This is a genomic window from Plantibacter sp. MCCC 1A11337 (assembly GCF_013349365.1).
GTDB lineage: Bacteria > Actinomycetota > Actinomycetes > Actinomycetales > Microbacteriaceae > Plantibacter > Plantibacter flavus_A.
This window is the reverse complement of record NZ_JABJWX010000002.1, coordinates 468239-493031: the sequence shown is the minus strand read 5'-3', so window position 1 is coordinate 493031 and position 24793 is coordinate 468239. Positions and strand designations below refer to the sequence as shown.

The window sequence follows — 24793 nt, the reverse complement described above, 5'->3', positions numbered from 1 at the left end:
GCCTCCCGTCGTTCGAACATACGTTCGATAGAGAGTGAGCCTAACCCGACATCCGACGACACGCCAGCCCGGATCGGCCGGGGATTCAGTCTCCCGGCGTGTCGGCGAGGAACCGCTCGATGTCCTCGCCCATCACCGTCGCCTCGGTGTGGTGCAGGTAGTGGCCGCCGTCGAGTCGGACGAGCTCACCCCGCTCGACTCCGGCGAGCTGCTCCTCGTGGAGGGGCACCCAGTCGGAGAGTTCCGGGTCGTCGCCGACGACGAACATGAGGATCGGCAGGTCGGCCGGGAACGCTTGGGATCGGGCCGCCTGGAAGTTGCCGGGCGTGTGGGCGATCTCGTCGAGCAGCGTCGGCGACATCGCATTGCGGTTCGTCAGGATCGCGAGTTGGCGCTTCGTGGCGGCGTCGTACGGGAGGCCCTCGTACGGGTCGGGCGCGATGGCGGTGAGCAGGCGGAGGATGCCGAGCGCCTGCAGCGCCTCGACCCCGTCCGTCGGCGTCGACTCGTCGCTTCCGGGCTGGGTCGGGACGCTCGTGTCGATCCCGATGAACGCCGTCACCTCGGCGCGGAACCGCTCCAGATACTCGAGGGCGTAGACACCGGCGATCGAGTGTCCGGCGAGGACGTAGCGGTCGATGCCGAGGTGCTGCAGGGCGGCGTGCACCTCGCCGGCGATGTTGGCCGAGGTCCGGGGCACGTCCGTCTGATCACTGAGGCCGTAGCCGAACGGCTCGACGACCACCACCCGGTACTGGTCGCGAAGCTCGTCGACGAGCGGCTCGAAGTCGAGGCCGGGTGCCGCGGTGCCCTGACCGGGCAGCAGGACGATCGTCTCGGCGCCGGATCCACTGATGACGACGTTCATGTCCTTGCCGTCGACGTCGACCGTCTGCCCATAGGGCTGCAGTTCGCCCGCTTCCGACGAACTCGCGACGGCGTTCACGATGCTCGTCGTCGCGAGGCCCGCCGCGACGAGGCCGGCGATCGTGGCGATCGAGATCAGTGGAACTTTCAGGAGCTTGCGCATCGTCACCCGTCGTGTGGAGCCAGCGGCGGGCGGTCGCACCGCGCCGATTCCATACTCATGGGGCGAGCGCATCACCACATCCGCCGCTGGGCGAAGACGTGCCAGGTGTGGCTACGCAGTTGTACGCAAGCAGAACCCGACTCCGAATGCGACCGACGACGGAGCCGGCTGGAAGCGGTCGGCTTCCAGCCGGCTCGTGGTCGGTTCGCCTACTCGGCGGGCGGCGGGCTCTGCGGCTGCGCCGGCTGCTGTGACTCCGCCGGCTGCTTCGGCTCCTGCGGAGGGCGGGACTCCTGCGGACGCTCCTGGTCCTGCTGCGGAGGCGCGGGCGGAACCGGCGACGACGGAACCTGCGGCTGCGGAGGGCCCCACTGTTGCGGCGCGAGCTGTGCCGGAGCAGGCTGGCCGGGCGCGGAGCCCTGCCAGGACGGCGTGGGCCACTGCTGGCCCGGCTGCGGCGGGGTGGGCTGCTGCGGTGCGGGCTGCCCCTGGTACGGCTGCCCCTGGTAGCCCTGCCCGGGGTGTCCCTGCCCGTACTGGCCGGGGTTCGGCTGGCCGCCGTACGGCTGCTGCTGCCCCTGGCGTGGCGGCTGCGGGTACGGCTGGGCCTGATACGACTGCTGCGGCTGCTGTCCCGGGTAGAACTGCTGGCCCTGGTATCCCTGCTGCCCCGGATAGCTCTGAACCGGGTAGCCGGGTGCGGCCTGCTGGTACACCTCCGGGCGGTACGGCTGCTGCCCGTAGGTCACCCGCTCGCCCTCCGGCTTCGGCGAGAACGCCCGGACGATGACGGGGATCACGGCGGAGATCGCCGCAGCGAGCGTCGTGGCCGCGGCGATGCGCCACCACCAGTCCGCCCAAGTGCCCTCGGGGAACGCCATGGGCAGCACGAGCACGAGGACCGTGGCGATGATCAGCGCGATCGTCACGATGCCGGTGGCTCTGACCACGGTGGACGTGGCACGGGTGACGAAGTGGAGGAAGTACACCTGGATGATGATGAGCGCCAGACGCACGATGATGAGGATGCCGAGGAACAGCATGATCTGCGTGGACCAGACGAACCCGTCGGAGGTGTTCGGCGGCTGGAGCCACCCGTTCCACAGCTTCAGGAGGCCGACGGTGACGAGGAAGATGTTCACCAACGTCGACGCCGCGAGATACCACTTGTTGGGCCCGTGCCCTGCTGCGGCGTCGAGCGACACGGCACCGACGAAGGCCGCGAGCAGGAGCAGCGTGAGCCAGACCCGCCCGGCGATGTCGGCCTGATCGCCGACGATGATGAAGTACCCGCCGATGATCGCCGCCGCGACGAGCGTTCCGATCGTCAAGGTCAGCGCGAGCACGGCCGACCGTGAGCGGCGCGGTGTGGTCTCGACCATTCGAAATCCCCAATCTGTCGTGAGTGCCAACAGTACCGGGGCACGATCCGAGCGGAAGGGAGCGGTCCCTACCCTGTGGAGTGCGCCGGTCTGGGAACGCCTGTGATGCACGCTCGAGCAGAGGTTGCCACCCCACCCCCACCCCCTTGATCCGCACTACTGTGGACTCCGTCCCCGCAGAGCCCGCAGCGGTGTGACCCCGAGCCAAGGAGAAGCACATGTCGGTCGGCCTGCTCGCCGTTGTCGATGACATCCTCAGCGCAGCCCTCAAGGCGAGTGCGAAGACCGCCGGCGTCGTCATCGATGATGCGGCCGTCACCCCGCAGTACGTGCAGGGCCTCACCCCCGCCCGGGAGCTGCCGGTCGTGTGGCGGATCGCCCGCGGCAGCCTCATCAACAAGTTCGTCATCATCATCCCGATCGCCCTGCTGCTCACGGCGTTCGCCCCGTGGGTCCTGCCGTTCCTCCTCATCATCGGAGGCACGTACCTCTGCTTCGAGGGTGCGGAGAAGGTCATGGAGTGGTTCGGCATGCACCACGCGGAAGCGGAGGAGGACGTCCGCGACGAGAAGAAGCTCGTCTCCGGCGCCGTCCGCACCGATCTCATCCTCAGCACGGAGATCATGCTCATCTCCCTCGCCAGCCTCGACTCGGGGCTCGGCATCTGGATGACGCTGGGGGCCCTCCTCGTCATCGGCCTCGTCATGACGGCGGTCGTCTACGGCGCGGTCGCCCTGCTCGTGAAGATCGACGACATCGGACTCCGGCTCATGAAGAACCCGTCACGCGGCGTCCGCCGCACCGGTGCACGGATCGTCGCGTCGATGCCCGCGGTCTTCCGCGTCATCAGCATCGTCGGCACGGTCGCGATGCTCTGGGTCGGCGGCCACCTCGTGATCGCGAACCTCGCCGAGACCCTCTGGCACGGCCCGTACGACCTCCTGCACGTCGTCACCCACGCGATCGAGGCCGCAGGACCGGTCGTCGTCTGGATCGCCGACACCGCGATGTCCGCCGTGTTCGGACTCGTCCTCGGCCTGATCGTCGTCGCGATCGTGACCGGGATCTCACGCTTGCGCTCACGGAACCAGCCCGCGAAAGCTGCTCACTAGCGACGACAGCCGCGCTGCCGACCGTCAGCGGAGCGGGCGGGCGTAGCAGAGCGACATCGGGATGACCTCGTACGGCGAGTAGATCGGGATGGGTTCGTACCCGAGCCACTCATAGAGCCGCACGGCTTCGGGCTGGCGGTCGCCGGTCTGCAGGATGAGGCGGGAGGCCCCCTCGGCACGGGCGGTGTCCTCGACGGCTGCGATCAGGCGCTTCGAGACGCCCCGGCCGCGGTGGTTCGGGAGGGTGACGACGCGCTTGAGCTCCCATTCGCCGTGCAGACGGCGCAGGGCGGCGTGGCCGACCGGCTCGCCGTCGATGAGGGCCAGGAAGGTGGCGCTGATGTCGGCAGGATCGACGGCGAACGCGGTCTGGGCGCGCTCTGCGGCCTCGGGGTCCCAGTCCTCCCAGGCCGATGCGTACCGCGCACCCATCTCCTCGTCCATCGCGGCGCGGAGCCGCACGGCCCGCTCGTCGTCCCAGGCGACTCGCTCGATGACGACGGGGTTCAGCTCGGGCATGCGGTTCCTTCGGGACGGGCTGCTGCGGCGCGATCGGCACGTCGACGCCGTCTGCCAGTGTCCCACGCGAAATCCGCACCGGCCCCGCCAAGGGCGATCCGGCCCCGCAGCGACCGAGCAGACCGGGCGATGGGGACTCCTGCCCAGCCTGCGCTGCTAGCGTGGCGATCCCCAGAGAACCCGTCAACCGCGGAGGCACCGTGCTCACCATCCCAGGCGTCGTCGTCGGCCCCGCCCTCCGACTCATCCGGGCGAACCGGGCCTTCGTCAGCGAGGCCGGAGCGCGCCGCCGGATCCGGGAGCGCACCCTCAGGCCGGCGTCATACGGTCCACCCGGCACCCTCCGAAGCGACGTCCGGGTCGACGTCGAACGTGTCGGAGACTGGCCGGTGTACACCGTGTCCCCCACGCGGCGACCGACGATTGGCGGGGTCGTGTACGCGCACGGCGGCGGCTGGGTCGGCGAGATCGCACCGCAGCACTGGACGCTGGCCGCCACCATCGCCGCGGAGACCGGCGCCGTGGTCACTCTCCCGATCTACCCGCTCGTGCCCTACGGCACGGCGGCCGAGGCACAGACCGGCGTCGTCGAGCTGGTCCGGCGCAGCATCGAGCGGCACGGGCCGACCGTCCTCGCGGGCGACTCGGCCGGCGGTCAGATCGCACTGTCGGCTGCGCTCCGACTCCGGGACGAGGGCGTCGTCCTACCGATGACCACCCTGTTGTCACCGGCGCTCGACCTCACCTGGAGCAACCCGCGGATCCCCCTCGTGCAGCCGAGTGACCCCTGGCTGGCGACGCCCGGCGGACGCGTGTTCGCGGAGCACTGGCGCGGCGATCTGGACATCACCGATCCGACCGTGAGTCCGCTCTTCGGCGACCTCGCCGGGCTCGGACCGCTCACGGTCTTGAGCGGGACCCGCGACGTCCTCAACCCCGATGCCGAGGTGCTCGTCGAACGAGCCGAAGCGGCCGGCGTCATGGTCGACTACCACGAGGGCGCCGGACAGTTCCACGTCTGGGCACTGCTGCCGACCCGTGCCGGACAGGCCGCCACGCAGACGATCGTCCACAGCGTCACGCGCGGGCTGCACTGAGTCGCCCGAAACGGCTCGAGATCGCGGCGGAATCGAACACGTTCGGCGACTCAGGGCCGGATCGAGACCAGGCTACGCGGTCCGGCGCTTTCGGACCTCACGCAGGACCATCTGCTCCGGGCACACGGTGGACAGGAAGTCGCCAACCGATAGAGCGAGGCGCTCACCGACGAGTGAGTAGAGGATGCGGTTCGCGTCGCGGCGCTCCGAGACGAGGCCGGCCTGGCGCAGGACGCTCAGGTGCCTGGAGATGGTCGGGCCGGTGGCGTCGAAGCGTGCGGCGATCTCCCCCGCGGCGAGCTCGCCGTCTTTGAGGTCCTGCAGGATCTGCCGTCGCGTCGGGTGAGCGAGCGCGGCGAAGATGTCCGACGCTGTATCTGCCATGTTTGCAATCTAGCACAATTGCGATATACAGTTTCGCTATATTGCTAACAAGCGAAGGAGACAGCATGCGAGTGGCCATCACCGGCGGGACCGGGTTCGTCGGACGGCACCTCGCCGAGCGGCTGCGGCACGACGGACACGAGATCGTCGTCGTCTCCCGACGCACCGGCGTGGAGGTCGACGACGTCGAGGCGTTGACCGCTGCGTTCACCGACTGCGACGCGGTCGCGCACTGCGCCGGGATCAACCGCGAGCTCGGCGAGCAGACCTTCCAGCGCGTGCACGTCGACGGCACCCGGGCGGTCGTGGATGCGGCCCGTCGCGTCGGCGTCGGTCGGATCGTGCTGGTGAGCTTCCTCCGCGCCCGCCCCGACTGCGGCTCCGGATACCACGAGACGAAGTGGGCGGCCGAGGAGATCGTGCGGGGCTCGGGTATCGCGCACACCGTCCTCAAGTTCGGCATGATCTACGGCGCAGGCGACCACATGGTCGATCACGTCACCAAGGCCGTCCGCACCTTCCCGGTGTTCGCGACCGTCGGCTACCGCGAGCGCCGCGTGCGTCCGGTGCCGGTCGCGGACGCCGTCGACGTCCTCGTCGCAGCACTCGAGGGCCGGGTGCAGGAGCCGACCGTCGCGGTCATGGGCGCCGAGGAACTCGAGCTGGGTGCGGCCGTGCGCCGGATCGCGCACGTGGCCGGACGCCGCCCGCTGTACGTCCCGGTACCCGTCTGGACGATCCGCCTGCTCGCGCGCGCGACGGAACGCCTGATGAAGACGCCGCTCGTGGCGAAGGCGCAGGCGCAGATGCTGGCCGAAGGGGTGAGCGAGGCGGCTCCACCGGCACCGGAACTCCCTGCGGACCTCCGTCCCTCACGCCGCTTCGACGAGTCCAGGATCCGTGCCGCGCTCCCCGCTGGCCGGTTCACCCTGTCCGACCTGCGGAGGTTCCCCTGATCAGGCGCCGGCCGTCGGGCGCGGCCCCGTCGACTCGCGTTCGATGAGTGTGGTCGCGAGCTCGAGGTGGTGGGAGAACGGCTTCTCCCCGGCATGCAGGCGGAGCAGGGTGTCGACCGCTGCACGTCCGATGTCGTGCATGGACGTGTGGACCGTGGTGAGGAGCGGGACGGTCAGCATGGCCGAGTAGGTGTCGTCGTAACCGACCACACTCACGTCCTCCGGCACCCGAAGTCCGGCCCGCAAGACGGCGCGCACGACCGCGAAGGCGTCGGCGTCGTTGGACGCGAACACGGCGGTCGGCGGATCCGAGCTGGCCAGCATGCGCGCGACGGCGTCCCCGGCGGTCCCCATCCCCTCCTCGGAGACGAGGTCCGGATCGAGCGGGATGCCGGCCCCGCGAAGTGCTTCGCGGTACCCGACGGCCCGCGCCCGCAGGCCCGGATTCGCCGGGTTCCCTCCGACGAAGGCGATCCGCCGGTGGCCGAGATCGAGCAGGTGCTCGACCGCCTGCTGCCCGCCGGCGGCGTGGCTCGAGCCGATACTCGCGACCGAGCGGTCGAGCGGATCAGGCGAGTCGACCGCGACGAGCGCGATGCCCGCGTCGAGGCACGCGTCGACGACGTCGGCGGCGATGGGGGTCGTGACGACGATCATGCCGATCGCACCGCGCGCCGCGACGCCGTCGACGAAGCCGCGGTCGAGCGCCACCTCGTCTCCGGTCGCATCCGTGGAACCGAATCCGGAACCGGGCGACAGCACCCGCGTCACGAGGTCGATGTCCGACCGCTGTGCCGCGGCGACCATGCCGTCGAGCACACGGAGGGAGTAGACGCTGTGCAGGGTGTCGAACACGACGTGGATGCTTCGTGGAGCACCGGAAATCGACCGGGGTGTCGGGCGGTACCCGAGCTCGCGCACGGCCACCTCCACCCGGGCACGGGTCGCCTCGGACATGCCCGACCGACCGTTGATCACCTTCGAGACGGTCGCGATCGAGACTCCGGCGCGGTCCGCGATCGATGCCAGCGTCGGACCCGTCATCGGCGTTCGTGCCATGGAGTCCCCTCCCTCGTCCCGCAGCGGGCAGCCGTCGGTCGCGCCCAGCCTAGCGAAACTGTTTCGAGTCGACGCGTTGACGATGCCACTCGGCCTCACTTAACGTCGGGATCACGGCGCGCGACGCCGAAAGACTTTCGTCATCCCGATCTGCACTGGAGCACGTCATGACCACCATCCCGTTCACCGGCGACTGGATCGTCCGCGCACCCCGAGGCCCGTTCGCCGCCGTCCAGGGCGGTGCGGACGACTCGCGAGCCGTGACCCTCCCGCACGACACCCTGCGCGACGCCGCGCGCTCGCCGGACGTACCCGCCAAGGGAGGGGCCGCCTACTTCCCCGCCGGCGCCTTCAGCCAGGTCAAGACCTTCGAGGTCCCCGCCGAGTGGTCCGGTCGCATCGTCCGGCTCGAGGTCCAGGGCGCGTTCCGACACGCGATGGTGTATCTCAACGACGAGTTCGCCGGCAACCGTGCCGACGGTTTCGCGCGCTTCTTCGTCGAGCTCACTCCGTTCCTCCGCTTCGGCGAGACGAACACGCTGCGCATCGAGACCCGCGCAGGACAGGACTCCCGCTGGTACGCGGGAGCCGGCCTGCACCGGCCGGTCCTCCTGCACGTCGACGAACCCACGCACGTCGAGCCCGACGGCGTCCGCATCACGACGATCCGGATCGAGGACGACCAGGCGGTGCTCGAGGTGGCGACGACCGTCGTCAACCGGGGTCTCATCAGGAGTGCGTGCATCGTCGCGACGGAACTGGCCGGCCCCGACGGGAGCGTGGTCGAGGGCGAGCGCACGCCGGTCACCGTCGCGCCAGGCGGTAGCGCGCTCATCCGCCAGCGGCTGTACGTGCCGGACCCGGCCCTGTGGAGCGTCGACTCACCGGCGCTGTACTCGGCGCGGACATCGCTCGAGGTCGACGACCGGCCCGCCGACGAGGCGGCCGTCGTCCGCACGGTCCACGGCATCCGCACGGTCACGGTCGACCCGCGGAAAGGTCTCCGCATCAACGGCGAGCCGGTGCTCCTCCGCGGCGCCTGTATCCACAGCGACAACGGTCCGCTCGGTGCAGCATCGATCGCGCGCGCCGAGGAACGGCGTGTCCAGCTCCTCAAGGACGCCGGATTCAACGCGATCCGCGCGGCCCATAACCCGGCGTCGCCCGCCATGCTCGACGCCTGCGACCGCATCGGCATGCTCGTCATGGACGAGGCCTTCGACATGTGGGGTCGGGGCAAGACGGACAACGACTACTCCCTCGACTTCGCGCAGTGGTGGCGGGCCGATCTGGAGTCGATGGTGGCGAAGGACATGAACCATCCGAGCGTGATCATGTACTCGATCGGCAACGAGATCGTCGAGGTCGGCACCCCGCACGGCGCGATCCAGGCGCGGGAACTCGCCGAGCACGTGCGCTCGTTGGATCCGACACGACTCGTGACGAACGGCGTGAACGCGACCCTGGCCGTGCTCGACGATCTGGACGGCATCATGGCGTCGGACCAGGGGTTGAACGAACTGATGGGCGAAGCGGGCGCGAACATGATGAGCCTCATCGGTTCCTCCGACGCCGTCACGACGAGGACGGAGGAGTCCAGTGCAGCCCTCGACGTCCTCGGCCTCAACTACGCGGACGGCCGCTACGCGAGCGATGCCGAGCGGTTCCCGCACCGCGTGATCGTCGGCTCGGAGACCTTCCCGACCCAGATCGGCGACCTCTGGCCACTCGTCGAGGCGAACCCGAACGTGATCGGCGACTTCACCTGGACCGGCTGGGACTACCTCGGCGAGGTCGGTATCGGTGCGACCTCCTACGCCGAGGACCCCGAGGCGAACGGCGCACTCGAGCGCGAGTTCCCCTACCTCACCGCGTGGTGCGGCGACTTCGACATCACCGGCTGGCGGCGGCCGGTGTCCTACTACCGGGAGATCGTCTTCGGTCTGCGGTCCGAGCCGGCCATCGCGGTGCTCCGACCGGAACGGCACGGGCAGACGATCACGATGCAGTCCCCGTGGGCGTGGAGCGACTCGGTCGACTCGTGGACGTGGCCCGGTTTCGAGGGCGCGCCGGTGACGGTCGAGGTCGCCGCCGACGCCGACGAGGTGGCCCTGCTGCTCGACGGTGTCGAGGTGGCGCGGGGCCCGGTGGGTGGACGCCGGCCGAAGCTCGCCGAGTTCGAGACCGTCTACCGGCCGGGCACGCTCGAGGCGGTCGCGTTCCGCTCGGGCGCGGAGGTCGGCCGCGCCGCGCTCGTCTCCGCCACCGGCCCGACCAGGCTCGTGGCGACCGCCGACCGGACCACGCTCCGCGCCGACGACACCGATCTCGCCTTCATCGCGATCGAGCTGCGTGACGCGGCCGGCGTCCTGGTGACCGGCGCCGACCGCGAGATCTCGGTCAGCGTCATGGGCGCGGGTCAGCTCGCGGGCTTCGGAACCGGTGCCCCGAAGACGACCGAGCGCTTCGACGCGACCACGCGCACCACGTTCGACGGACGGGCGCTGGCGATCGTCCGGCCGAGCCGGGCCGGCGCCATCACCGTGACGGTGAGCGGTGCCGGCCTGGCGGACGTCGTCCTGGATCTGGAGGCGGCGGCTTACTGAGTCGCCCGGATCTGCACGATCTCGGCTTGAATTCGTGCAGATCCGGGCGGATGAGTCCGCCTAGTGCGGGTCGAGGCGGTTGAGCATCGCGACCGTCTGGTCGTACTCGCCGCGCACCTCGGCGTAGCGGAGGAACTTGACGTTCTCGACCTGGATCTCCGTGGCGTCGGGCTGAGACTCGATGAGGCCCATGACCTCGTCGGCGAACGCATCGAGGGGCATCGCGAAGTCACTCTCCTCCTGGCCGGGCATGAGCGAGGTGCGGACGGCCGGCGGGACGAGCTCGACGACGCGGACGCCCGTGTCCGCCAGCTGGAGGCGGATGGACTCGCTCAGCATGTGGATGGCCGCCTTGCTCGCGTTGTAGGTCGGCGTCACCCGCAACGGGGTGAAGGCGAGCCCTGACGAGACGGTCATGATCGTCGCGTCCGGTCGACTGCGGAGCTGCTCGATGAACGCACCGATGAGCCGGATGGGCCCGAGGACGTTCGTCGTGATGATCTCCTCAGCGGTCGCGACGAAGTCGGAACCGGTCCAGTCCTCCCCGCGCATGACGCCGGCCATCGTGATGAGCACGTTCAGCTCGGGGTGCTCCGCGATGACCTGCCTCGCCGCAGCTTCGATGCTCGCGGGGTCGGCCGTGTCGATCCGCACGGTGTGGAGGCCGGGCTCGTCGGCTGCGATCGACTCGAGGAGTTCGGTGCGTCGCCCGCCGATGATGACGGTGTTGCCGGCTGCGTGGAGGCGTCGTGCGAGAGCGAGGCCGATGCCGCTCGTCGCGCCGGGGATGAAGACGGTGTTTCCGGTGATCTGCATGCATCGAGTCTCCGTCGGTGACGTCGGCCGCACCAGGGTCCGGCGATCCATGGATCCGCGATCCCTGGATCGCCTGGCCGCGGAGGCGGATACTGGCGGGATGGATCGCCAAGCGCTCGCCGACTTCCTCCTCCGACACCGGTCGACGTTGCAGCCCGCGGACGTCGGTCTGAGCAGCGGATCTCGGCGACGGACGGCGGGGCTCCGACGCGAGGAGGTCGCGCAGCTCGCAGCGATGTCGACCGACTACTACGCGCGGCTCGAGCAGCAGCGGGGTCCACAGCCGAGCACGCAGATGCTGGGTTCACTCGCCCGCGCCCTCCGGCTGAGTGCCGAGGAACGCGACTACCTGTACCGGATCGCCGGGCACAACGCTCCGACCCGTCTCGCAGCGACCGACTATGTCGCGCCGGCACTCCTGCGCGTCCTCGACCGGCTCACCGACGCACCAGCGCTCATCCTGTCGGCGCTCGGTGAGACGCTCGTGCAGAACGATCCTGCCCGGGCGCTGTTCGGTGATGCGAGCCGGTACCGGGGCCTGGAACGCAGCGCGATCTACCGCTGGTTCCTGCACCAGGAGGAACGCGAGCGATACCCCGCCGAGGACCGGGACCGGCAGAGCCGAGCGCAGGTCGCGTCGCTGCGTGCGGCCTACGGCTCCCTGGGGGCGCAGTCACCGGCGGGCGAGATCGTCGAGGCACTCACCGGGCACAGTGAGGAGTTCCGGCGGCTGTGGGCGACGCACGAGGTCGGGCGGCGCTTCGAGGACCACAAGGTGCTCATCCACCCAGAGATCGGCCCCATCGAGCTGGACTGTCAGGCCCTGTTCACCGAGGACCAGTCGCAGGCGCTCCTCGTCCTCACGGCCGCGCCGCACACCGAGGCCGCAGGCAAGCTCAAGCTCCTCGCCGTCCTCGGCACCCAGACCTTCGAGGGTGCGCGGTAGCGGAGGCGCCGGCCGAGCGGTTCAGCCCGTCGGTGCTGTCCGCAGCTTCCGACGCCGGACAGCCCCGCCGATCGCGACGCCGACGACCCCGACGATCACCGGGACGACCAGCCCGAGGACGACGACTGCTAGGAGCGCCAGGACGAAGCTCGGCATCATGCCGCCGCCGATCAGGTCGACCACGAGCAGCGGGATGAACGCCAGCAGCACGAGCCAGGCGAGCCCCGGCTGACGCGACACCGCGAGGATCCCGACCGCGAGCCAGACACCCGCACCCCACAGCAGCAGGCCGAGGACGAAGCGCCACGAGTCGTACGCCTGGTACGGCAGGAGCTGAGGACCGGGTGCGGCCAGATCCGGGTTGCCGATCACGACCAGCGAGGCGATGACGAGGCCGATGGCGGCGAGCACGAGGGCAAAGACTCCGAAGACACGCACGGCTACCTCCTAGGGGACGACTGCTGGACACCTGCGGTCGGGTCAACCATACGGGCAGGCGCGCCGCGCTCGGTAAGGAAGATGTGCTGGACTTGCCTGATGACCACACCGCTCGAACGCGCGCTGGCCCTGCAGGCGATGCACGTCCCCGGAGACAGGCCTGCGAGAAGGTCAACTCGCAAGGGTGACGCTGCGATCCCCGAAGTCGGCGACAACCCGGACCTGACCGCCCAACGCGGCGACGTACTTCCTGATGGTGTCGAGTTCGAACGACTCAAGCTGCCCGTGTTCGATGGCCGACACGCGACGCTGCGATACGCCCATCGTCTTACTGAGCTCCGTCTGCGTCAGATCTGCTTCCTTCCGCAGCGTGACCAGTTGATAAGCGAGCACTTCTGCCTCGGCGGCGTGGCGAGCGGCTGCGACGCGCTCCGGATCTCGGCCCAACTTCGCGCGCGCGCTCCCCCAACTCACTGGCTTCTCACTCATCGTCATCACCCTTCTGCCATTCACGAAATCGCTGTTCTGCGGTCTTGATCGCCGGCGGATACCAGCCTCTCCAGTCGCCGCGCTTGTCACCATCACCAAGAGAATCCCACGACTCTTCGGATCGAACACGAAGAGGATCCGAACCGAATCCGCGCGAAGCTCCTTCATGTTGTGGATCGTGCTGCCTTTGATCCGATCCACGATGGGACGTCCCAGCGACGGGCCATATTCGGACAGCATGTCGATACGGGCGGTGATCTGGTCGCAGAGATCAGGATCGAGCTCGGCCAAAGCAAGGATCTGCTTCTCGACATCGGGCCAAAGCCGAATGTCCCAGGTGTACTCCACCACGTCATTTTAGAATGCTTGAGTTCTCAAGACAACCCGATCGAGCATCCCGATCCGACGCCGCGCGATACCCTCACGGACTCGACGGGATCACCGTCGCCGTCGCTCCGTCGATCAGCAGGGCCTGATCGTCGCGGAGCGGGACCAGCGGGTAGTCGTCGGCATACTGCTCCAGCGTCCGGCTGATGAGCTCCGGCGGGTACGGCGGCAACTGGCCGTCGGCGTGCGGGATCACCGTTCGGTCGTCCAGCGCGAGCCCGGCGAATCCGGTGAGTGTCGGGCCGTCGGCAGGGTCGTCCAGGAGCGAGGCTGGGGTGGCGTCCGGTCCGGCGATAATCGATCCGGCGCTGGAACCGATGTACGGCAGGCCCGCCCGCACGTGCCTGGTGATCACCGTGTCGTTCCCGGAGATCCGCAACGCCTCGAGCAGGGCGAAGGTGCTTCCACTCGCGACGTAGACCGCGTCCAGGTCCGCCAGCGTGCGGTCGAGGTCGGCAGGCGCGGTCTCGCGGACGGTGACCCGGACGACCTCGTGGCCGAGGGACTCCACCGACTCGCGCTCGGCGCGGACGAAGGGAGCCTCGGCGAACGCCACCTGTGCGTCGTCGACGTACCCGAGTCGCAGCCGACGACCCGCCGCATCGGTCGACTCGGCGAGGAACGGCGCCATGGCGCCCGGTTGGCGGGACAGCAGGAGGATCTTCACGGAGACACGCTAGAAGATACCGCCGACACGGCCGCTCGCGGGCCTGTACCACCATCACCGCGAATGCGCGGGATTGGACCGGCTCCCCTGGCTGTGCTGGAGTGGACGTATGACATCACCGCAGGTCCTGGACCGGGAACAGGTCCGCGCCGCCGTGGACGTCGAGCAGCTCACCGAGGAACTCGGTGCAGCACTCCGCTCGTACACGGGCGAGGGTGCACCGCAACGCATCCGCGTCCCGATCAACGACGACCTCACGGCCATGGTCCTCGTGCCCGGTCGCCACGAGGGCATCCCGGCCTACACGGTGAAGGTCCATGCGAAGAACCCGACCGCACGCGAGGCCGTGCACGGGACCATCCTGCTCCACCGCCTGCCCGACGGCGCCCTGTTGTCGATCATGGACAGTGGCTGGCTCACGGCCCAACGAACCGCGCTCAGTGCCGCGTACGTCCACGACCACCTGACCGCAGCCGCGACACCGGGACCGGTGGCGATCATCGGAGCCGGCGTCCAAGGGGCGACCTTCGCGCGAGCCTTGCAGCGTCGACGCCCCTCGGTCGGATTCCGGATCCACGACCCGGATGCCGCCCGAGCCGAGTCGCTACGGGCCGAGCTGGGCGAGGGCTCGACGGTCGCGGCGACGGTCGAGCAGGCGTTGACGACGGCGACCTCGGCGATGACCGCGACCTGGGGACGCCGGCCGGTCGCCGAAGCCGCGGCGCTCGCGGCCTGCGAGCACATCACGGTGCTCGGCATGGACGAACCCGGCAAACGCGAGCTTCCCGAGGAGACGCTGGCGGGTGCGACCCGCTACGCCGACGACCCAGCCCTCGTCGAGCCGATCCTGCAGCGACCGACCACGCCGATCAGCCTGGTGCTCCGGGGTGAGCGGATCGCCCGGTCCGCGCACGATCGCACCGTCTACCTCGCCGTCGGCCTGCCGATGCAGGACTGCGTCGCAGCCTGGCACGTGCACAATCGGGCGGGGTAGCCTGAACGCAGTGAACCGTTCTTCCGCTCTGTGACCCAGAGGCCTTTCAGCGACACCCGTTCGCTCCTCCAACGAGGGGCGGTGATTTCGTGCGCCCGGAACGGGAGCTCCCTGCGGAGTTCCCCTGTACCCCGGCCCCCACTCGAAACCACTCCGGAAAGAACACCCACGTATGACGTCCATCGACGCTTCTTCCACCCCCTCCGACGGCCGCTCGGCGCTTCGCGCGAACTGCGCTGACTGCTTCGCGCTCTGCTGCACCGCCTTCGGGTTCCAACGATCGACCGACTTCCCGATCGACAAACCAGTGGGAACGCCCTGCCACAATCTGGCGGACGACTTCTCCTGCACCATCCACGAATCCCTGCGTCCGAGAGGATTCCGCGGGTGCACCGTCTTCGACTGCTTCGGCGCGGGCCAGCTCGTCTCGCAGGAGCTCTTCGGCGGCACGAGTTGGCGGGAACGCCCCGACACGAGCGCCGAGATGTTCGCCACGTTCTCCGTGGTGCGCCAGCTGCAGGAGATGCGCTGGTACCTCGTCGAAGCCGCCGAGCGAACGACCGCGTCAGACCTGATGGCGCACATCAGCCGGCTCCGTACCGGGATCCAGCGGACGCTCGACGGTGGGACCTCCGAGGTGCTCGCCTGCGACGTCGATTCCCTCCGCGCCGAGGTCCGGCACCTGCTGATCGACGTCAGCGAGGAGGCGCGGGGCGGGTACCTGGCCGGCGCCGACACCGCGCCGGACGACGACCTCCATCCCTCGGCAGACCTGGCTGGCCGCGACCTGCATGCTCGTCGACTGTGCGGAGCCGACCTGCGCGGTGCGGTCCTGATCGGCGCAGACCTCCGCGGAGCGGACCTGGCAGGCGTGGACCTGCTCGGTGCCGATCTCCGCGGTGCACGACTCGACGGGGCCGACCTCTCGGACGCCCTGTTCCTCACCCAGATGCAGCTCAACGCGGCCCGAGGTGACGAGGCGACGCTCGTACCGACCGCCCTCGACCGACCGGGTCACTGGACTGGGCCCTTGCCCGCCTCCCCGACGGATGGGGAGTTGTCCCCGTGGGCCTCGAGCACCCATCCCCGATACCGTCGATGACATGATCCGCATGCGCCGCACCATCGCCCTGACCGCCCTCGTCGCAGCGACCGCCGGGATCACCCTCACCGGGTGCTCGAGTCCGCCGCAGGCACCCGACGACGCCCTGGCTCTCGGCACGGGCGTGGCGGTCGAGGTCGGGACGGGCGTCGAGATGTCGTTCGCCATCGACGACGTCCGGGAGGGGAAGCTCAGCGACCTCGCCGACATGGGTGTCCAGTCGAGCCCGTCGGATGAGGGGAAGACTCCGTACTTCGTCACCTATTCGGTCACGCTGACGGACGGCGACATCAAGGACGCCGACCGATCCGCCCTCCCGGTGCCGACGACGGACGAATGGAAGCTCAGGGGCAAGGGCACCTACCAGCCGATCCAGGTCGTGGGCCAGTTCGACTGCACCCCGGACGGTAATGCGACGGCGGGGGTGTCCCCCGACGCCCCGCTCGTCGCCTGCCAAGCCTTCCTCGGCGAGGAGGACGCCCTGCCCACGGTCATCGAGGTCAAGGACCTCGGCACCTGGGCGACGAAGGACTGAGCTCCCGCGACTCGAGCTGCACCTGCACCGGCGAACGGTCTTCCACCGTGCGCCGGTGCAGGGTAGTGTCTGCCGTGCGATAAGCGAACAGCCTGTTCCATTATCGAATTCTTGACGATGAAGTGAGGAATCGATGCAGTTCCACCACCACGGCTATGTCTCCGGTGATCCGCGGGTGCTGCCTGCAGCGGGCGTCGGGGTCGATCGACCCGACGAGCTCCCGGACGAAATGGACGTCCTCATCGTCGGCAGCGGGCCGGCGGGCATGATCGCGGCCGCCCAGCTGTCCCGCTTCCCGACCATCACCACCCGTATCGTCGAGCGCCGACCGGGACGCCTCGCCATCGGCCAGGCGGACGGCATCCAGGCGCGCAGCGTCGAGACCTTCGACGCCTTCGGCTTCGCCGAGCGCATCACCGCCGAGGCCTATCGCATCACCGAGATGGCGTTCTGGCAGCCCGACGCCGAGGACCCGGGTCGGATCGTCCGCGGCGCCCGACCACTCGACGACACCACCGGCGTCAGCGAGTACCCGCACCTCATCGTGAACCAGGCCCGCGTGCTCGACTACTTCGCCGAGTACATGGCGAACGCCCCGACCCGGATGCGCCCCGACTACGGGTGGGCGTTCCAGGGACTCGAGATCGACGACGATGCGGAGCACCCCGTCGCGGTCACGCTGCTGGACACGAGCGACGAGTCCTCCGGCGCGACCAGGACCGTCCGCGCGAAGTACGTCATCGGAGCCGATGGCGCCCGGAGTGCCGTCCGCCAGGCGATCGGGTGCACCTTGGCCGGTGACCAGGCGAACCACGCGTGGGGCGTCATGGACGCCCTCGCCGTCACCGACTTCCCCGACATCCGCACGAAGTGCGCCATCCAGTCGGGTTCCGGCGGCAGCATCCTGCTCATCCCCCGCGAGGGTGGACACCTCTTCCGCATGTACGTCGATCTCGGCGAGGTGCCGTCCGGCGGAAGCGAAGCCGTGCGGTCGACCTCGATCGAGCAGATCATCGACCACGCGAACACGATCCTGAGTCCCTACCGGCTCGACGTGAAGCATGTCGCCTGGCACAGCGTCTACGAGGTCGGCCATCGCCTGACGGACCGCTTCGACGACGTCCCGATCGACGAACTCGGCTCGCGCACGCCGCGTGTCTTCATCACCGGAGACGCCTGCCACACCCACAGCGCGAAGGCCGGGCAGGGGATGAACGTGTCGATGCAGGACGGCTTCAACCTGGCGTGGAAGCTCGGCCACGTGCTCGAGGGTCGGAGTCCCGAGAGCCTGCTGGCGACGTATTCGGCCGAGCGTCAGGTCGTGGCCCGGGAGCTCATCGACTTCGACCGCGAGTGGTCGAGCCTCATGGCCAAGCGGCCGGAGGAGTTCGAGGACCCCTCCGAGCTCGCCGACTTCTACGTGCGGACGGCGGAGTTCCCGGCCGGCTTCATGACCGAGTACGGCCCGTCGGCGATCGTCGGCGAGGCGACCCACCAGCACCTCGCGGGTGGCTTCCCGATCGGCAAGCGGTTCAAGTCCGCCCTCACCTCCCGTGTCGCGGACGCCAACCACATCCACCTCGGACACCACGCCACGGCCGACGGCCGGTGGCGGATCTACGTCTTCGCGGACGCCGCTTCGCCAGCGTCGGGCCGATCGGCCGAGCTCGCCGCCTGGCTGCAGGACGCACCGGAGTCACCGCTCCGCGCGGTGCCCGACGGCGTGCGGGCCGACGACTGGTTCGACGTGAAGATCGTCTACCAGCAGCGCCACACCGACATCGACCTCGGCGCCGTTCCGCCGGTGTTCCTGCCGCGCGTCGGCCCCTTCGACCTCATCGACTACGAGAACGTCTACGCCCGCCATCCCGACGTCGACATCTTCGCCGAGCGCGGCGTCGACCGAGCGGGTGCCGTCGTCGTCGTGCGGCCGGACCAGTACGTCGCCCATGTGCTCCCGCTCACGGCCACCGCGGAGCTCGCGGCGTTCTTCGACGGCGTGATGGGACGGCAGACGACGATGACCGCTCACAGCTCCGTCAAATGATGGATGGATAACCTCGTGGGCACTTCCCAGTGACCCACGAGAGAGAACCCCCGTGAGCCGACATCGCACCTCCACCGACCAGGAGGGTCGATCATCGATCCCCCTCGCACGTCGAGGGGGTGAATCAGGATGCTCGAAGCGACGCTGACACTCGTCGTCGGCATCGTCCTGACCGCGGTGATCATCGCGGCGTGCGGATTCTTCGTCGCCCAGGAGTTCGCGTACATGTCGGTCGACCGGGCGCGGACGGCGGTCCAGGCCGAGAAGGGTGACACGCAGGCGAAGCGGGTCCTCGCGATCACCAAGCGCACGTCCTTCATGCTCTCAGGTGCCCAGTTGGGCATCACGGTCACCGGTCTGCTGATCGGCTATGTGGCCGAGCCGCTCATCGGCGCTTCGGTGGGCACGCTGCTCGGGGGAGCGGGCATCGACCCGGTCGTCTCGGTCCTCATCGGCACCAGCGGCGCGCTCCTCCTCGCCACGGTCGTGACGATGGTCTTCGGTGAGTTGTACCCGAAGAACCTCGCGATCGCGAACCCCGAACCGTTGGCCCGCGCGCTCGCCGTGCCGACGCGCATCTACCTCCTCGTCTTCGGCGGGCTCATCACCGTGTTCGACAAGGCTGCGAACGCCCTCCTTCGAGCGCTCCGCATCGAACCGCTTGAAGACGTCGACGAGAGCGCCACCGCCAAGGACCTCGAGTCGATCGTGGCCGAGTCCCGCGCGAGCGGAGACCTATCCGACGAACTCTCCCTCGTCATCGACCGCATCCTCGACTTCCCGCAGCGCGATGTCGAGCATGCGATGGTGCCGCGTTCCCGTGTCGATTCGGTCCCGCCCGACACGACGGTGGGTGAGGTCCGCGCGCTCATGAGCACCGGGCACACGCGCTACCCGGTCGTCGGCGACGAGGACACGCCACTCGGCGTCGTCGAGCTGATCGACCTCCTCCGCGAACCCCGTGCGGACGACACCCTGGTGTCGAGCGTGATGCGCCCGGCCGTGGTCCTCCCGACGGCGATGCTGCTCCCGGTCGCGTTGGAACGCATGCGGCGGACCCGCAACGAACTCGCGTGCGTCGTCGACGAGTACGGCAACTTCGATGGCATCCTCACGGTCGAGGATCTGACGGAGGAGGTCATCGGCGAGATCACCGATGAACACGACTCCGAAACCGTCGGCGTCGCCGAGCTCGGGTCCGGGAGGTGGACGCTGCCGGGCGACATCCACCTGGACGAGGTCGAGCGCGTCATCGGCCACGACCTCCCGCGAGAGGACGCCGAGACCATCGCCGGTCTCGCCATCAGCACACACGGCGACCTCCTCGAGGTCGGTTCCGTCGTGCGGATCCTCCTCCCCGAGCGACCATCGGAGGCTCTGGAAGGTCGCCAGGTGCAGCGGACGCTCGCCGTCGAGGTCGTCGAGGTCGAACGCCTCGTACCCTCGCGGGTGGCGGTACACCTGATCGAGACGGAGCTCGACCAGGACCGAGGCGCAGTCACGATCCTCGATGAGGAGGCCACCCGATGAGCTGGTGGCTGGTCACGATCATCACGACGGTGCTCATCATTGCGAGCGCCTTCTTCGTCATCGTCGAGTTCGCCCTCCTCGCGGCCCGGCGACACCGTCTCGAAGCGGAAGCGGGCCGGAGCGTCGCCGCACGCGCCGCGCTGCGGGGGATGAACGAGCTCACCGTCATGCTCGCCTTCGCGCAACTGGGCATCACCGCCTGCACGTTCCTACTCGGCGCGATCACCAAGCCCGCGATCGACTATGCGCTCTCCCCCGTGCTCGCCCAGTGGGGGCTCCCCGCGGTGCTCGCGGACGTCATCGCGTTCCTGCTCGCGCTCATCGTGGTGACGTTCCTCCACCTCGTGATCGGCGAGATGGCTCCGAAGTCCTGGGCGATCGCTCACCCCGAGGTCGCCGCCAAGTCCACCGCGGTCGCGGCGCGTGCGCTCACCTGGCCGCTTCGTCCTTTCCTGCTGTGGATCAACCATCTGGCCAACCGCCTCGTGCGGGCGTCCGGCGTCGAGCCGGTCGAGAAGGCGGCAGCCGGAGGCCAGGACGCGGAGACCATCCGCGAACTCGTCGCGCACTCACGAGCCGCCGGCACGCTGGGCGTGCAGTATTCGGAACCGATCGTGCGTGCGATCGGTCTGCGGACGCTGACCGTCGGGGACATCGTGCAGACGGACCGGGTACCCACTTCGGTTCCTGCAACCGCCCCGGTCGCAGAGGTGCAGGCGATGGCGGCCACGTCCGGCCACCTGCGGATCCTGCTCGGAACCGGAGCGGACTGCCGCGTCGTGCACGTTCGCGACACCCTCACCGTCGATGCCGGGACCTCCGCGGCGGACGTCGCTCGCGACCCACTCACGCTGGCACCGGCCGTCTCCGCGCACGATGCCCTGGCTCGAATGCGACGAGCTCGTGTGCAACTGGCGATCGTGGTCGACGGCGCGCGCCTGCTCGGCGTTGTGACCCTCGACGACCTCCTGCGCGAGATCCTGCCAGGATCGGGTCCTGGCAGCGATGCGCTGCCGGCTCCGCAGGACTGAGTCGTCACCTCGACCGAGCGTACGACGCCGCCGTCACCAGCTGTCGGGCGTCTGCTGGTGGTTCGTCGCGCCCGGCTTCGAGACGCGACCGCGCTGCGACCGACGTCCGCCGGCGTGCCGCGCAGCCGCGTCGCCGTACTGTTCCTGTCGGCGACGGGCGTCACGTTGCTGCCGAAGATGGTTCAGCACGAGCGCGAGCACGGACAGCACCACGAATGCGACACCGACGACGAGCGCCACGGTCCAGAACTCCATGGGCCCACCCTATGCGCCGGACGCTCCGACGACCTCCGCACCTGTCGCATCGGAGCGCAGCAGACGGGTCGTCGGCCGCTCCGATCGCGAGGACGACCGCGATACGCGCAGCGCGGCGAGGATCGACAGTACGGCGAGCGTCGCGCTGGTCACCGAGGTGCCGGCCACGAGGAGGAGCACCACAGCAGCCAGCCCGAGGAGGACGCCGACCGTGATCCGGCCGCGCGAGTGCGTCGCCGTCGGCGTCGAAACCGCCTCGACGCGGGCGAACACCATCGCGACCAGCGCGGTCAGTGTCAGTGCCACCCCCAGCCAGAGAGGTCTCCCGAGCCACCACCCGAGGCTGTCCGGCGCGGGGAGGGCGACGCCGGTCGTCAGCGCGAACACGGCGGACGCACCGGCCATGGCGAGGAGCACCGGCATGTGCCAGAGGTAGATCGTCATGGCGCGACGGGTGACGAAGTCGGTGACGAACGCTACCCGGCGATGCTCGCTCAGCCGAGTGAGTCGCTCGCGGACGAGCGACAGCAGTGCCGTGTGGGCGACGCCGACGAGGAGCAGCGCCGCGGTGGGCGGGTTGATGTTCGCGATGAGGTCACTCGAGTAGACGCCGGTCCACCAGGTGACGACGAGGACGACGACCGCCCCGACACCGGCGAGCGACCGGACACGTCGGCTGAGCGCGCTGATCGAGCCGTCGGCCAGGAAGAACCCGAGTTGTTGGAGCGCGGTCCAGACGAGGACGAGGTTGATGAATCCGAGGGCGTCGACACCAGTGGCCGCACGCAGGACGTCGACCAGCACGGCCGCGGAGGCGAGCGACGCGATCGAGCGGAGCGGTGCGCGCTCATGGGCGGCGGCGAGCGCAGGCAACAGTGCCTGGCAGAGCAGGAAGACGCCGAGGAACCAGAGTGGCTGGCCGAACCGGAAGCCGGCCATGGCGACGAGGTCGGCGGGGACACCGGCCAGGGTCAGCATCACGAGGGCTACTCCCACGCAGCCGATGGTGACGACCGCGGGGAGCAACAGGCGATGGAGTCGCGCGGCGACGAACGCCGAGGCCGATCCACCGTGCGACCGGTGGCGTCGGTGCGCGAGCAGGCCGGCGAACCCGCCGATGACGAAGAAGAGCGGCATGACCTGTAGAGCCCAACTGAGCGGGGCGATCCAGGCGGTGCCGTCGCTCGCGTTCTCGAACACGGGACCGGCGGCGGTCACCGTCACGCCGACCATCATCGCGTGCAGGACGACGACCCCGACGATGCAGCAGGCACGCACGAGGTCGATGCCGCGGTCGCGTTCGCCCCGGGTGCGATCGAGCCCGGTGCGGACCGGTCTGGCGCGATCGGTTCCGGCGTCGATCCGTACTGCGTGGGTGATGGCCATGTCGGTCCTCCTCGGTGGTGTCCGAGGAGGTTACGGACGCGGTACCCGAGGGCACATCACCCGGCGGTGTCGTCGTGACCCGTACCCAAGGGTGAGGTGTCGACGCGCGGAGTCCGGGTCAGGACGGGGCGACGAGTCCGGTGTCGTAGGCGAAGATCACGGCCTGCACGCGGTCGCGCGCGCCGACCTTGGCGAGCACTTTGCCGACGTGGGTCTTCACGGTCTGCTCCGCGATGAACAGGGTCGCGGCGATCTCGCTGTTCGACCGCCCCTGGCCGATGAGGACGAGCACCTCGCGCTCGCGCTCGGTGAGCTCCGCCAGCCGCGCGGCACCATGCGAGGCATGGGGCTTCTGCGCGGCGAACTGGGCGATCATCCGCCGGGTGACGCTGGGTGCCAGCAGTGCGTCGCCGGCCGCCACCACCCGCACGGCGTGCACGAGGTCCTCGGGCAGCGCGTCCTTGAGGAGGAAGCCGCTCGCCCCGGCCTGCAGGGCGTCGTAGACGTAGTCGTCGATGTCGAAGGTGGTGAGCATGATGATGCGAGGCACCTTCGCCGCCGGGTAGCCCGGGCCGAGGATGCGCTTCGCCGCCTCGATGCCGTCGAGCTCGGGCATGCGGACGTCCATGAGGATGACGTCGGGGTCGAGTCGCGCCGACAGCGTGACCGCTTCGGCACCGTTCGCGGCCTGCCCTGTCACCCGGATCCCGTCGTGGGCGTCGAGGAGCGCGGCGAACCCGGCTCGGACCATGGCCTGGTCGTCGGCGATGAGGACGTCGATGGTCACTGGCGGTCCTTCGTCGAGCTGGATCGGGGGCGGGATGGCGTCGAGGTCGGTTCCCCGGTGGGCAGCACGGCCGTCACGAGCCAGCCGCCTGCGCCGTCGGGGCCGGCGTCGAGGGTGCCGTCGAGGAGGGCGGCGCGTTCGAGCATGCCGCGGAGGCCGTGTCCGGCGCCGTGCTCCCCCGTACTCTGCGCAGGACCGTTGTGGATGCGCAGCTGTACCGCGGTCGTACCGACTCGGACATCGACGACGATGGGCGCGCCCGGCGCGTGTCGGACGGCGTTGCTCATCGCCTCCTGCACGATGCGGAACGCGGCGATCTGCACGGTCGGAGGGACGGGCAGGGCGCCCTCGTCGCCGCGGTCCATCGAGAGGGTGATGTCGGCACCCACGCGGCGCAGGCCGTCGGCGAGTGCCGGAAGGTCGTCCAGGCCCTGTTGCGGCGCGAGTTCCGCGATCTGGTCCTCGGTGCGCAGCACCCCGAGTAGACGCCGCATCTCGACGAGCGAGCCCCGAGCGGTGGCGGCGATGTCGTCGAACTCCGCCGCGGCGTCCTCGGCGAGGCCGGGCACGCGGTACTTCGCCGTCGAGGCCTGCACCTGGATCACGGACATGCTGTGCGCGACCACGTCGTGGAGCTCGCGGGCGATCCGGGTGCGCTCCTCGACGAGCACGCGCCGGGACTGCTCAGCGGCGGAGGTCTCGCGCTCACGAGTCAGCTCCTCTCCCAACCGCACCCGCCCGGAGATGAGCAGAGCCACGAGGTACGCCACCCCCGCGACGGAGGACGCGACGATGAGGTCCGCGGCCATGGCGGTCGCGTCGGCGGCGGACGGGAGGATGAGTGCCGCGACGAGCGAGCCCGCGATGCCGACGAGCAACGGGATGAGTCCCAGCAGCCAGCCGTGGAGGAAGGTGACGACGCCGACGAACACGGCGAAGGCGATGAGCGCGGGCACCGACCACGGCCACGGCCAGACCGGGTCGTGGTCGGGCGAAGCGACCAGCGGGAGCACGAAGGCAGCAGCTGAGAACAGCACGATCGCGACGCGCGGGAGCACGACGGACAGGAGCGGCGCGCCGCAGACCGCGGCTCCGAGGAGGAACGACGCCGGGAGCACGGTGCCGTAGAGGAGGCTCTGGATCGGAACGAGGACGCTCAGCAGGACGACGCCGACGCCCGCGAGGACGAAGCATCCGACGGTGCGGCGGGAGGTGCCGCGCGCCGTCCGATCCATGAG

Annotated in this window: 24 protein-coding genes; 11 read left to right on the top strand and 13 right to left on the bottom strand. The window is 69.6% G+C overall.

Annotated elements, in window-relative coordinates; translation table 11 throughout:
- Positions 1–85 precede the first annotated feature (85 nt).
- Together HOW07_RS09670 and HOW07_RS19720 are read right to left on the bottom strand one after the other, a co-directional pair.
- The gene (locus tag HOW07_RS09670) at positions 86–1030 is read right to left on the bottom strand and encodes an alpha/beta fold hydrolase (RefSeq protein ID WP_121293299.1); all 945 of its coding nucleotides are present in this window, start codon (positions 1028–1030) and stop codon (positions 86–88) included.
- Positions 1031–1239: 209 nt separating this feature from the next.
- On the bottom strand, positions 1240–2412 hold the full coding sequence (locus HOW07_RS19720) for a hypothetical protein (RefSeq protein ID WP_175116786.1): 1173 nt from the start codon (positions 2410–2412) through the stop codon (positions 1240–1242).
- A gap of 218 nt (positions 2413–2630) precedes the next feature.
- Here HOW07_RS19720 and HOW07_RS09660 point away from each other — a divergent pair, with 218 nt between their 5' ends.
- Positions 2631–3524 carry a DUF808 domain-containing protein gene (locus HOW07_RS09660; protein WP_064295849.1) on the top strand — a complete coding sequence of 298 codons (894 nt, stop codon included), beginning with the start codon at positions 2631–2633 and terminating at the stop codon, positions 3522–3524.
- A gap of 24 nt (positions 3525–3548) precedes the next feature.
- On the opposite strand, the gene HOW07_RS09655 is transcribed toward HOW07_RS09660, so the two are convergent.
- Complete coding sequence (locus HOW07_RS09655) at positions 3549–4043, bottom strand: GNAT family N-acetyltransferase (protein ID WP_175116785.1); 495 nt, start codon at positions 4041–4043, stop codon at positions 3549–3551.
- A gap of 161 nt (positions 4044–4204) precedes the next feature.
- Between HOW07_RS09655 and HOW07_RS09650 the strand changes: the two genes are divergently transcribed.
- A complete protein-coding gene (locus HOW07_RS09650; protein ID WP_371743630.1) occupies positions 4205–5140 on the top strand; it encodes an alpha/beta hydrolase fold domain-containing protein in 936 nt (311 codons plus the stop codon).
- Between the two features lie 72 nt (positions 5141–5212).
- On the opposite strand, the gene HOW07_RS09645 is transcribed toward HOW07_RS09650, so the two are convergent.
- A complete protein-coding gene (locus HOW07_RS09645; RefSeq protein ID WP_064295846.1) occupies positions 5213–5524 on the bottom strand; it encodes a metalloregulator ArsR/SmtB family transcription factor in 312 nt (103 codons plus the stop codon).
- A gap of 65 nt (positions 5525–5589) precedes the next feature.
- On the opposite strand from HOW07_RS09645, the gene HOW07_RS09640 reads away from it, so the two are divergent.
- Entirely contained in the window at positions 5590–6480 is an 891-nt protein-coding gene (locus tag HOW07_RS09640; protein ID WP_175116784.1) for an NAD-dependent epimerase/dehydratase family protein, read from the top strand.
- Here HOW07_RS09640 and HOW07_RS09635 read toward each other — a convergent pair whose 3' ends face one another.
- A complete protein-coding gene (locus HOW07_RS09635) occupies positions 6481–7539 on the bottom strand; it encodes a LacI family DNA-binding transcriptional regulator (protein ID WP_217485245.1) in 1059 nt (352 codons plus the stop codon).
- A 167-nt stretch (positions 7540–7706) separates the two neighbouring features.
- On the opposite strand from HOW07_RS09635, the gene HOW07_RS09630 reads away from it, so the two are divergent.
- Positions 7707–10145 carry a glycoside hydrolase family 2 TIM barrel-domain containing protein gene (locus HOW07_RS09630; protein ID WP_175116783.1) on the top strand — a complete coding sequence of 813 codons (2439 nt, stop codon included), beginning with the start codon at positions 7707–7709 and terminating at the stop codon, positions 10143–10145.
- A 60-nt stretch (positions 10146–10205) separates the two neighbouring features.
- Here the strand turns inward: HOW07_RS09630 and HOW07_RS09625 are convergent, their stop codons facing one another.
- Positions 10206–10961: an SDR family oxidoreductase gene (locus HOW07_RS09625; RefSeq protein WP_121293181.1), complete on the bottom strand. Its 756-nt coding sequence runs from the start codon at positions 10959–10961 to the stop codon at positions 10206–10208.
- Positions 10962–11061: 100 nt separating this feature from the next.
- On the opposite strand from HOW07_RS09625, the gene HOW07_RS09620 reads away from it, so the two are divergent.
- The gene (locus HOW07_RS09620) at positions 11062–11907 is read left to right on the top strand and encodes a helix-turn-helix transcriptional regulator (protein WP_121293179.1); all 846 of its coding nucleotides are present in this window, start codon (positions 11062–11064) and stop codon (positions 11905–11907) included.
- A gap of 21 nt (positions 11908–11928) precedes the next feature.
- Here the strand turns inward: HOW07_RS09620 and HOW07_RS09615 are convergent, their stop codons facing one another.
- The 3 genes from HOW07_RS09615 to HOW07_RS09600 all read right to left on the bottom strand — a co-directional run bounded on the left by HOW07_RS09615 (position 11929) and on the right by HOW07_RS09600 (position 13888).
- Positions 11929–12345, bottom strand: coding sequence for a hypothetical protein (locus tag HOW07_RS09615; protein ID WP_175116782.1), 417 nt, complete (start codon positions 12343–12345; stop codon positions 11929–11931).
- A 171-nt stretch (positions 12346–12516) separates the two neighbouring features.
- Complete coding sequence (locus HOW07_RS19165; protein WP_199687225.1) at positions 12517–13182, bottom strand: type II toxin-antitoxin system RelE/ParE family toxin; 666 nt, start codon at positions 13180–13182, stop codon at positions 12517–12519.
- A 73-nt stretch (positions 13183–13255) separates the two neighbouring features.
- A complete protein-coding gene (locus HOW07_RS09600; protein ID WP_175116781.1) occupies positions 13256–13888 on the bottom strand; it encodes a Type 1 glutamine amidotransferase-like domain-containing protein in 633 nt (210 codons plus the stop codon).
- A gap of 109 nt (positions 13889–13997) precedes the next feature.
- Between HOW07_RS09600 and HOW07_RS09595 the strand changes: the two genes are divergently transcribed.
- The 6 genes from HOW07_RS09595 (at position 13998) to HOW07_RS09570 (ending at position 21127) form a co-directional block, all read left to right on the top strand.
- Positions 13998–14882: a hypothetical protein gene (locus HOW07_RS09595; protein ID WP_064295834.1), complete on the top strand. Its 885-nt coding sequence runs from the start codon at positions 13998–14000 to the stop codon at positions 14880–14882.
- Between the two features lie 172 nt (positions 14883–15054).
- Entirely contained in the window at positions 15055–15984 is a 930-nt protein-coding gene (locus HOW07_RS09590) for a pentapeptide repeat-containing protein (protein ID WP_175116780.1), read from the top strand.
- Between the two features lies 1 nt (position 15985).
- A complete protein-coding gene (locus HOW07_RS09585; protein ID WP_175116779.1) occupies positions 15986–16519 on the top strand; it encodes a hypothetical protein in 534 nt (177 codons plus the stop codon).
- A 133-nt stretch (positions 16520–16652) separates the two neighbouring features.
- On the top strand, positions 16653–18566 hold the full coding sequence (locus HOW07_RS09580; protein ID WP_175116778.1) for an FAD-binding monooxygenase: 1914 nt from the start codon (positions 16653–16655) through the stop codon (positions 18564–18566).
- A 129-nt stretch (positions 18567–18695) separates the two neighbouring features.
- Positions 18696–20096, top strand: coding sequence for a hemolysin family protein (locus HOW07_RS09575; RefSeq protein WP_175116777.1), 1401 nt, complete (start codon positions 18696–18698; stop codon positions 20094–20096).
- Positions 20093–21127: a CNNM domain-containing protein gene (locus tag HOW07_RS09570; RefSeq protein ID WP_175116776.1), complete on the top strand. Its 1035-nt coding sequence runs from the start codon at positions 20093–20095 to the stop codon at positions 21125–21127. Before HOW07_RS09575 ends, HOW07_RS09570 begins: the two co-directional genes overlap by 4 nt.
- 33 nt (positions 21128–21160) lie before the next feature.
- On the opposite strand, the gene HOW07_RS09565 is transcribed toward HOW07_RS09570, so the two are convergent.
- The 4 genes from HOW07_RS09565 to HOW07_RS09550 form a co-directional block, all read right to left on the bottom strand.
- Positions 21161–21382, bottom strand: a complete 222-nt coding sequence (locus HOW07_RS09565) for a hypothetical protein (RefSeq protein ID WP_175116775.1) — start codon at positions 21380–21382, stop codon at positions 21161–21163.
- A 9-nt stretch (positions 21383–21391) separates the two neighbouring features.
- The gene (locus tag HOW07_RS09560; RefSeq protein WP_175116774.1) at positions 21392–22768 is read right to left on the bottom strand and encodes an acyltransferase; all 1377 of its coding nucleotides are present in this window, start codon (positions 22766–22768) and stop codon (positions 21392–21394) included.
- Between the two features lie 118 nt (positions 22769–22886).
- Positions 22887–23555 (bottom strand): response regulator transcription factor, encoded by a 669-nt coding sequence (locus tag HOW07_RS09555; protein ID WP_175116773.1) that lies wholly within the window; start codon positions 23553–23555, stop codon positions 22887–22889.
- Entirely contained in the window at positions 23552–24790 is a 1239-nt protein-coding gene (locus HOW07_RS09550) for a sensor histidine kinase (RefSeq protein ID WP_254628271.1), read from the bottom strand. The genes HOW07_RS09555 and HOW07_RS09550 overlap by 4 nt, the downstream gene beginning before the upstream one ends.
- Between the last annotated feature and the right edge of the window lie 3 nt (positions 24791–24793).

Coding starts and splice junctions, on each gene's coding strand:
- HOW07_RS09670 (WP_121293299.1), bottom strand. CDS start 1,030: ATGCGCAAGCTCCTGAAAGTTCCACTGATCTCGATCGCCACGATCGCC.
- HOW07_RS19720 (WP_175116786.1), bottom strand. CDS start 2,412: ATGGTCGAGACCACACCGCGCCGCTCACGGTCGGCCGTGCTCGCGCTG.
- HOW07_RS09660 (WP_064295849.1), top strand. CDS start 2,631: ATGTCGGTCGGCCTGCTCGCCGTTGTCGATGACATCCTCAGCGCAGCC.
- HOW07_RS09655 (WP_175116785.1), bottom strand. CDS start 4,043: ATGCCCGAGCTGAACCCCGTCGTCATCGAGCGAGTCGCCTGGGACGAC.
- HOW07_RS09645 (WP_064295846.1), bottom strand. CDS start 5,524: ATGGCAGATACAGCGTCGGACATCTTCGCCGCGCTCGCTCACCCGACG.
- HOW07_RS09640 (WP_175116784.1), top strand. CDS start 5,590: ATGCGAGTGGCCATCACCGGCGGGACCGGGTTCGTCGGACGGCACCTC.
- HOW07_RS09635 (WP_217485245.1), bottom strand. CDS start 7,539: ATGGCACGAACGCCGATGACGGGTCCGACGCTGGCATCGATCGCGGAC.
- HOW07_RS09630 (WP_175116783.1), top strand. CDS start 7,707: ATGACCACCATCCCGTTCACCGGCGACTGGATCGTCCGCGCACCCCGA.
- HOW07_RS09625 (WP_121293181.1), bottom strand. CDS start 10,961: ATGCAGATCACCGGAAACACCGTCTTCATCCCCGGCGCGACGAGCGGC.
- HOW07_RS09620 (WP_121293179.1), top strand. CDS start 11,062: ATGGATCGCCAAGCGCTCGCCGACTTCCTCCTCCGACACCGGTCGACG.
- HOW07_RS09595 (WP_064295834.1), top strand. CDS start 13,998: ATGACATCACCGCAGGTCCTGGACCGGGAACAGGTCCGCGCCGCCGTG.
- HOW07_RS09590 (WP_175116780.1), top strand. CDS start 15,055: ATGACGTCCATCGACGCTTCTTCCACCCCCTCCGACGGCCGCTCGGCG.
- HOW07_RS09585 (WP_175116779.1), top strand. CDS start 15,986: ATGATCCGCATGCGCCGCACCATCGCCCTGACCGCCCTCGTCGCAGCG.
- HOW07_RS09580 (WP_175116778.1), top strand. CDS start 16,653: ATGCAGTTCCACCACCACGGCTATGTCTCCGGTGATCCGCGGGTGCTG.
- HOW07_RS09575 (WP_175116777.1), top strand. CDS start 18,696: ATGCTCGAAGCGACGCTGACACTCGTCGTCGGCATCGTCCTGACCGCG.
- HOW07_RS09570 (WP_175116776.1), top strand. CDS start 20,093: ATGAGCTGGTGGCTGGTCACGATCATCACGACGGTGCTCATCATTGCG.
- HOW07_RS09565 (WP_175116775.1), bottom strand. CDS start 21,382: ATGGAGTTCTGGACCGTGGCGCTCGTCGTCGGTGTCGCATTCGTGGTG.
- HOW07_RS09560 (WP_175116774.1), bottom strand. CDS start 22,768: ATGGCCATCACCCACGCAGTACGGATCGACGCCGGAACCGATCGCGCC.
- HOW07_RS09550 (WP_254628271.1), bottom strand. CDS start 24,790: ATGGATCGGACGGCGCGCGGCACCTCCCGCCGCACCGTCGGATGCTTC.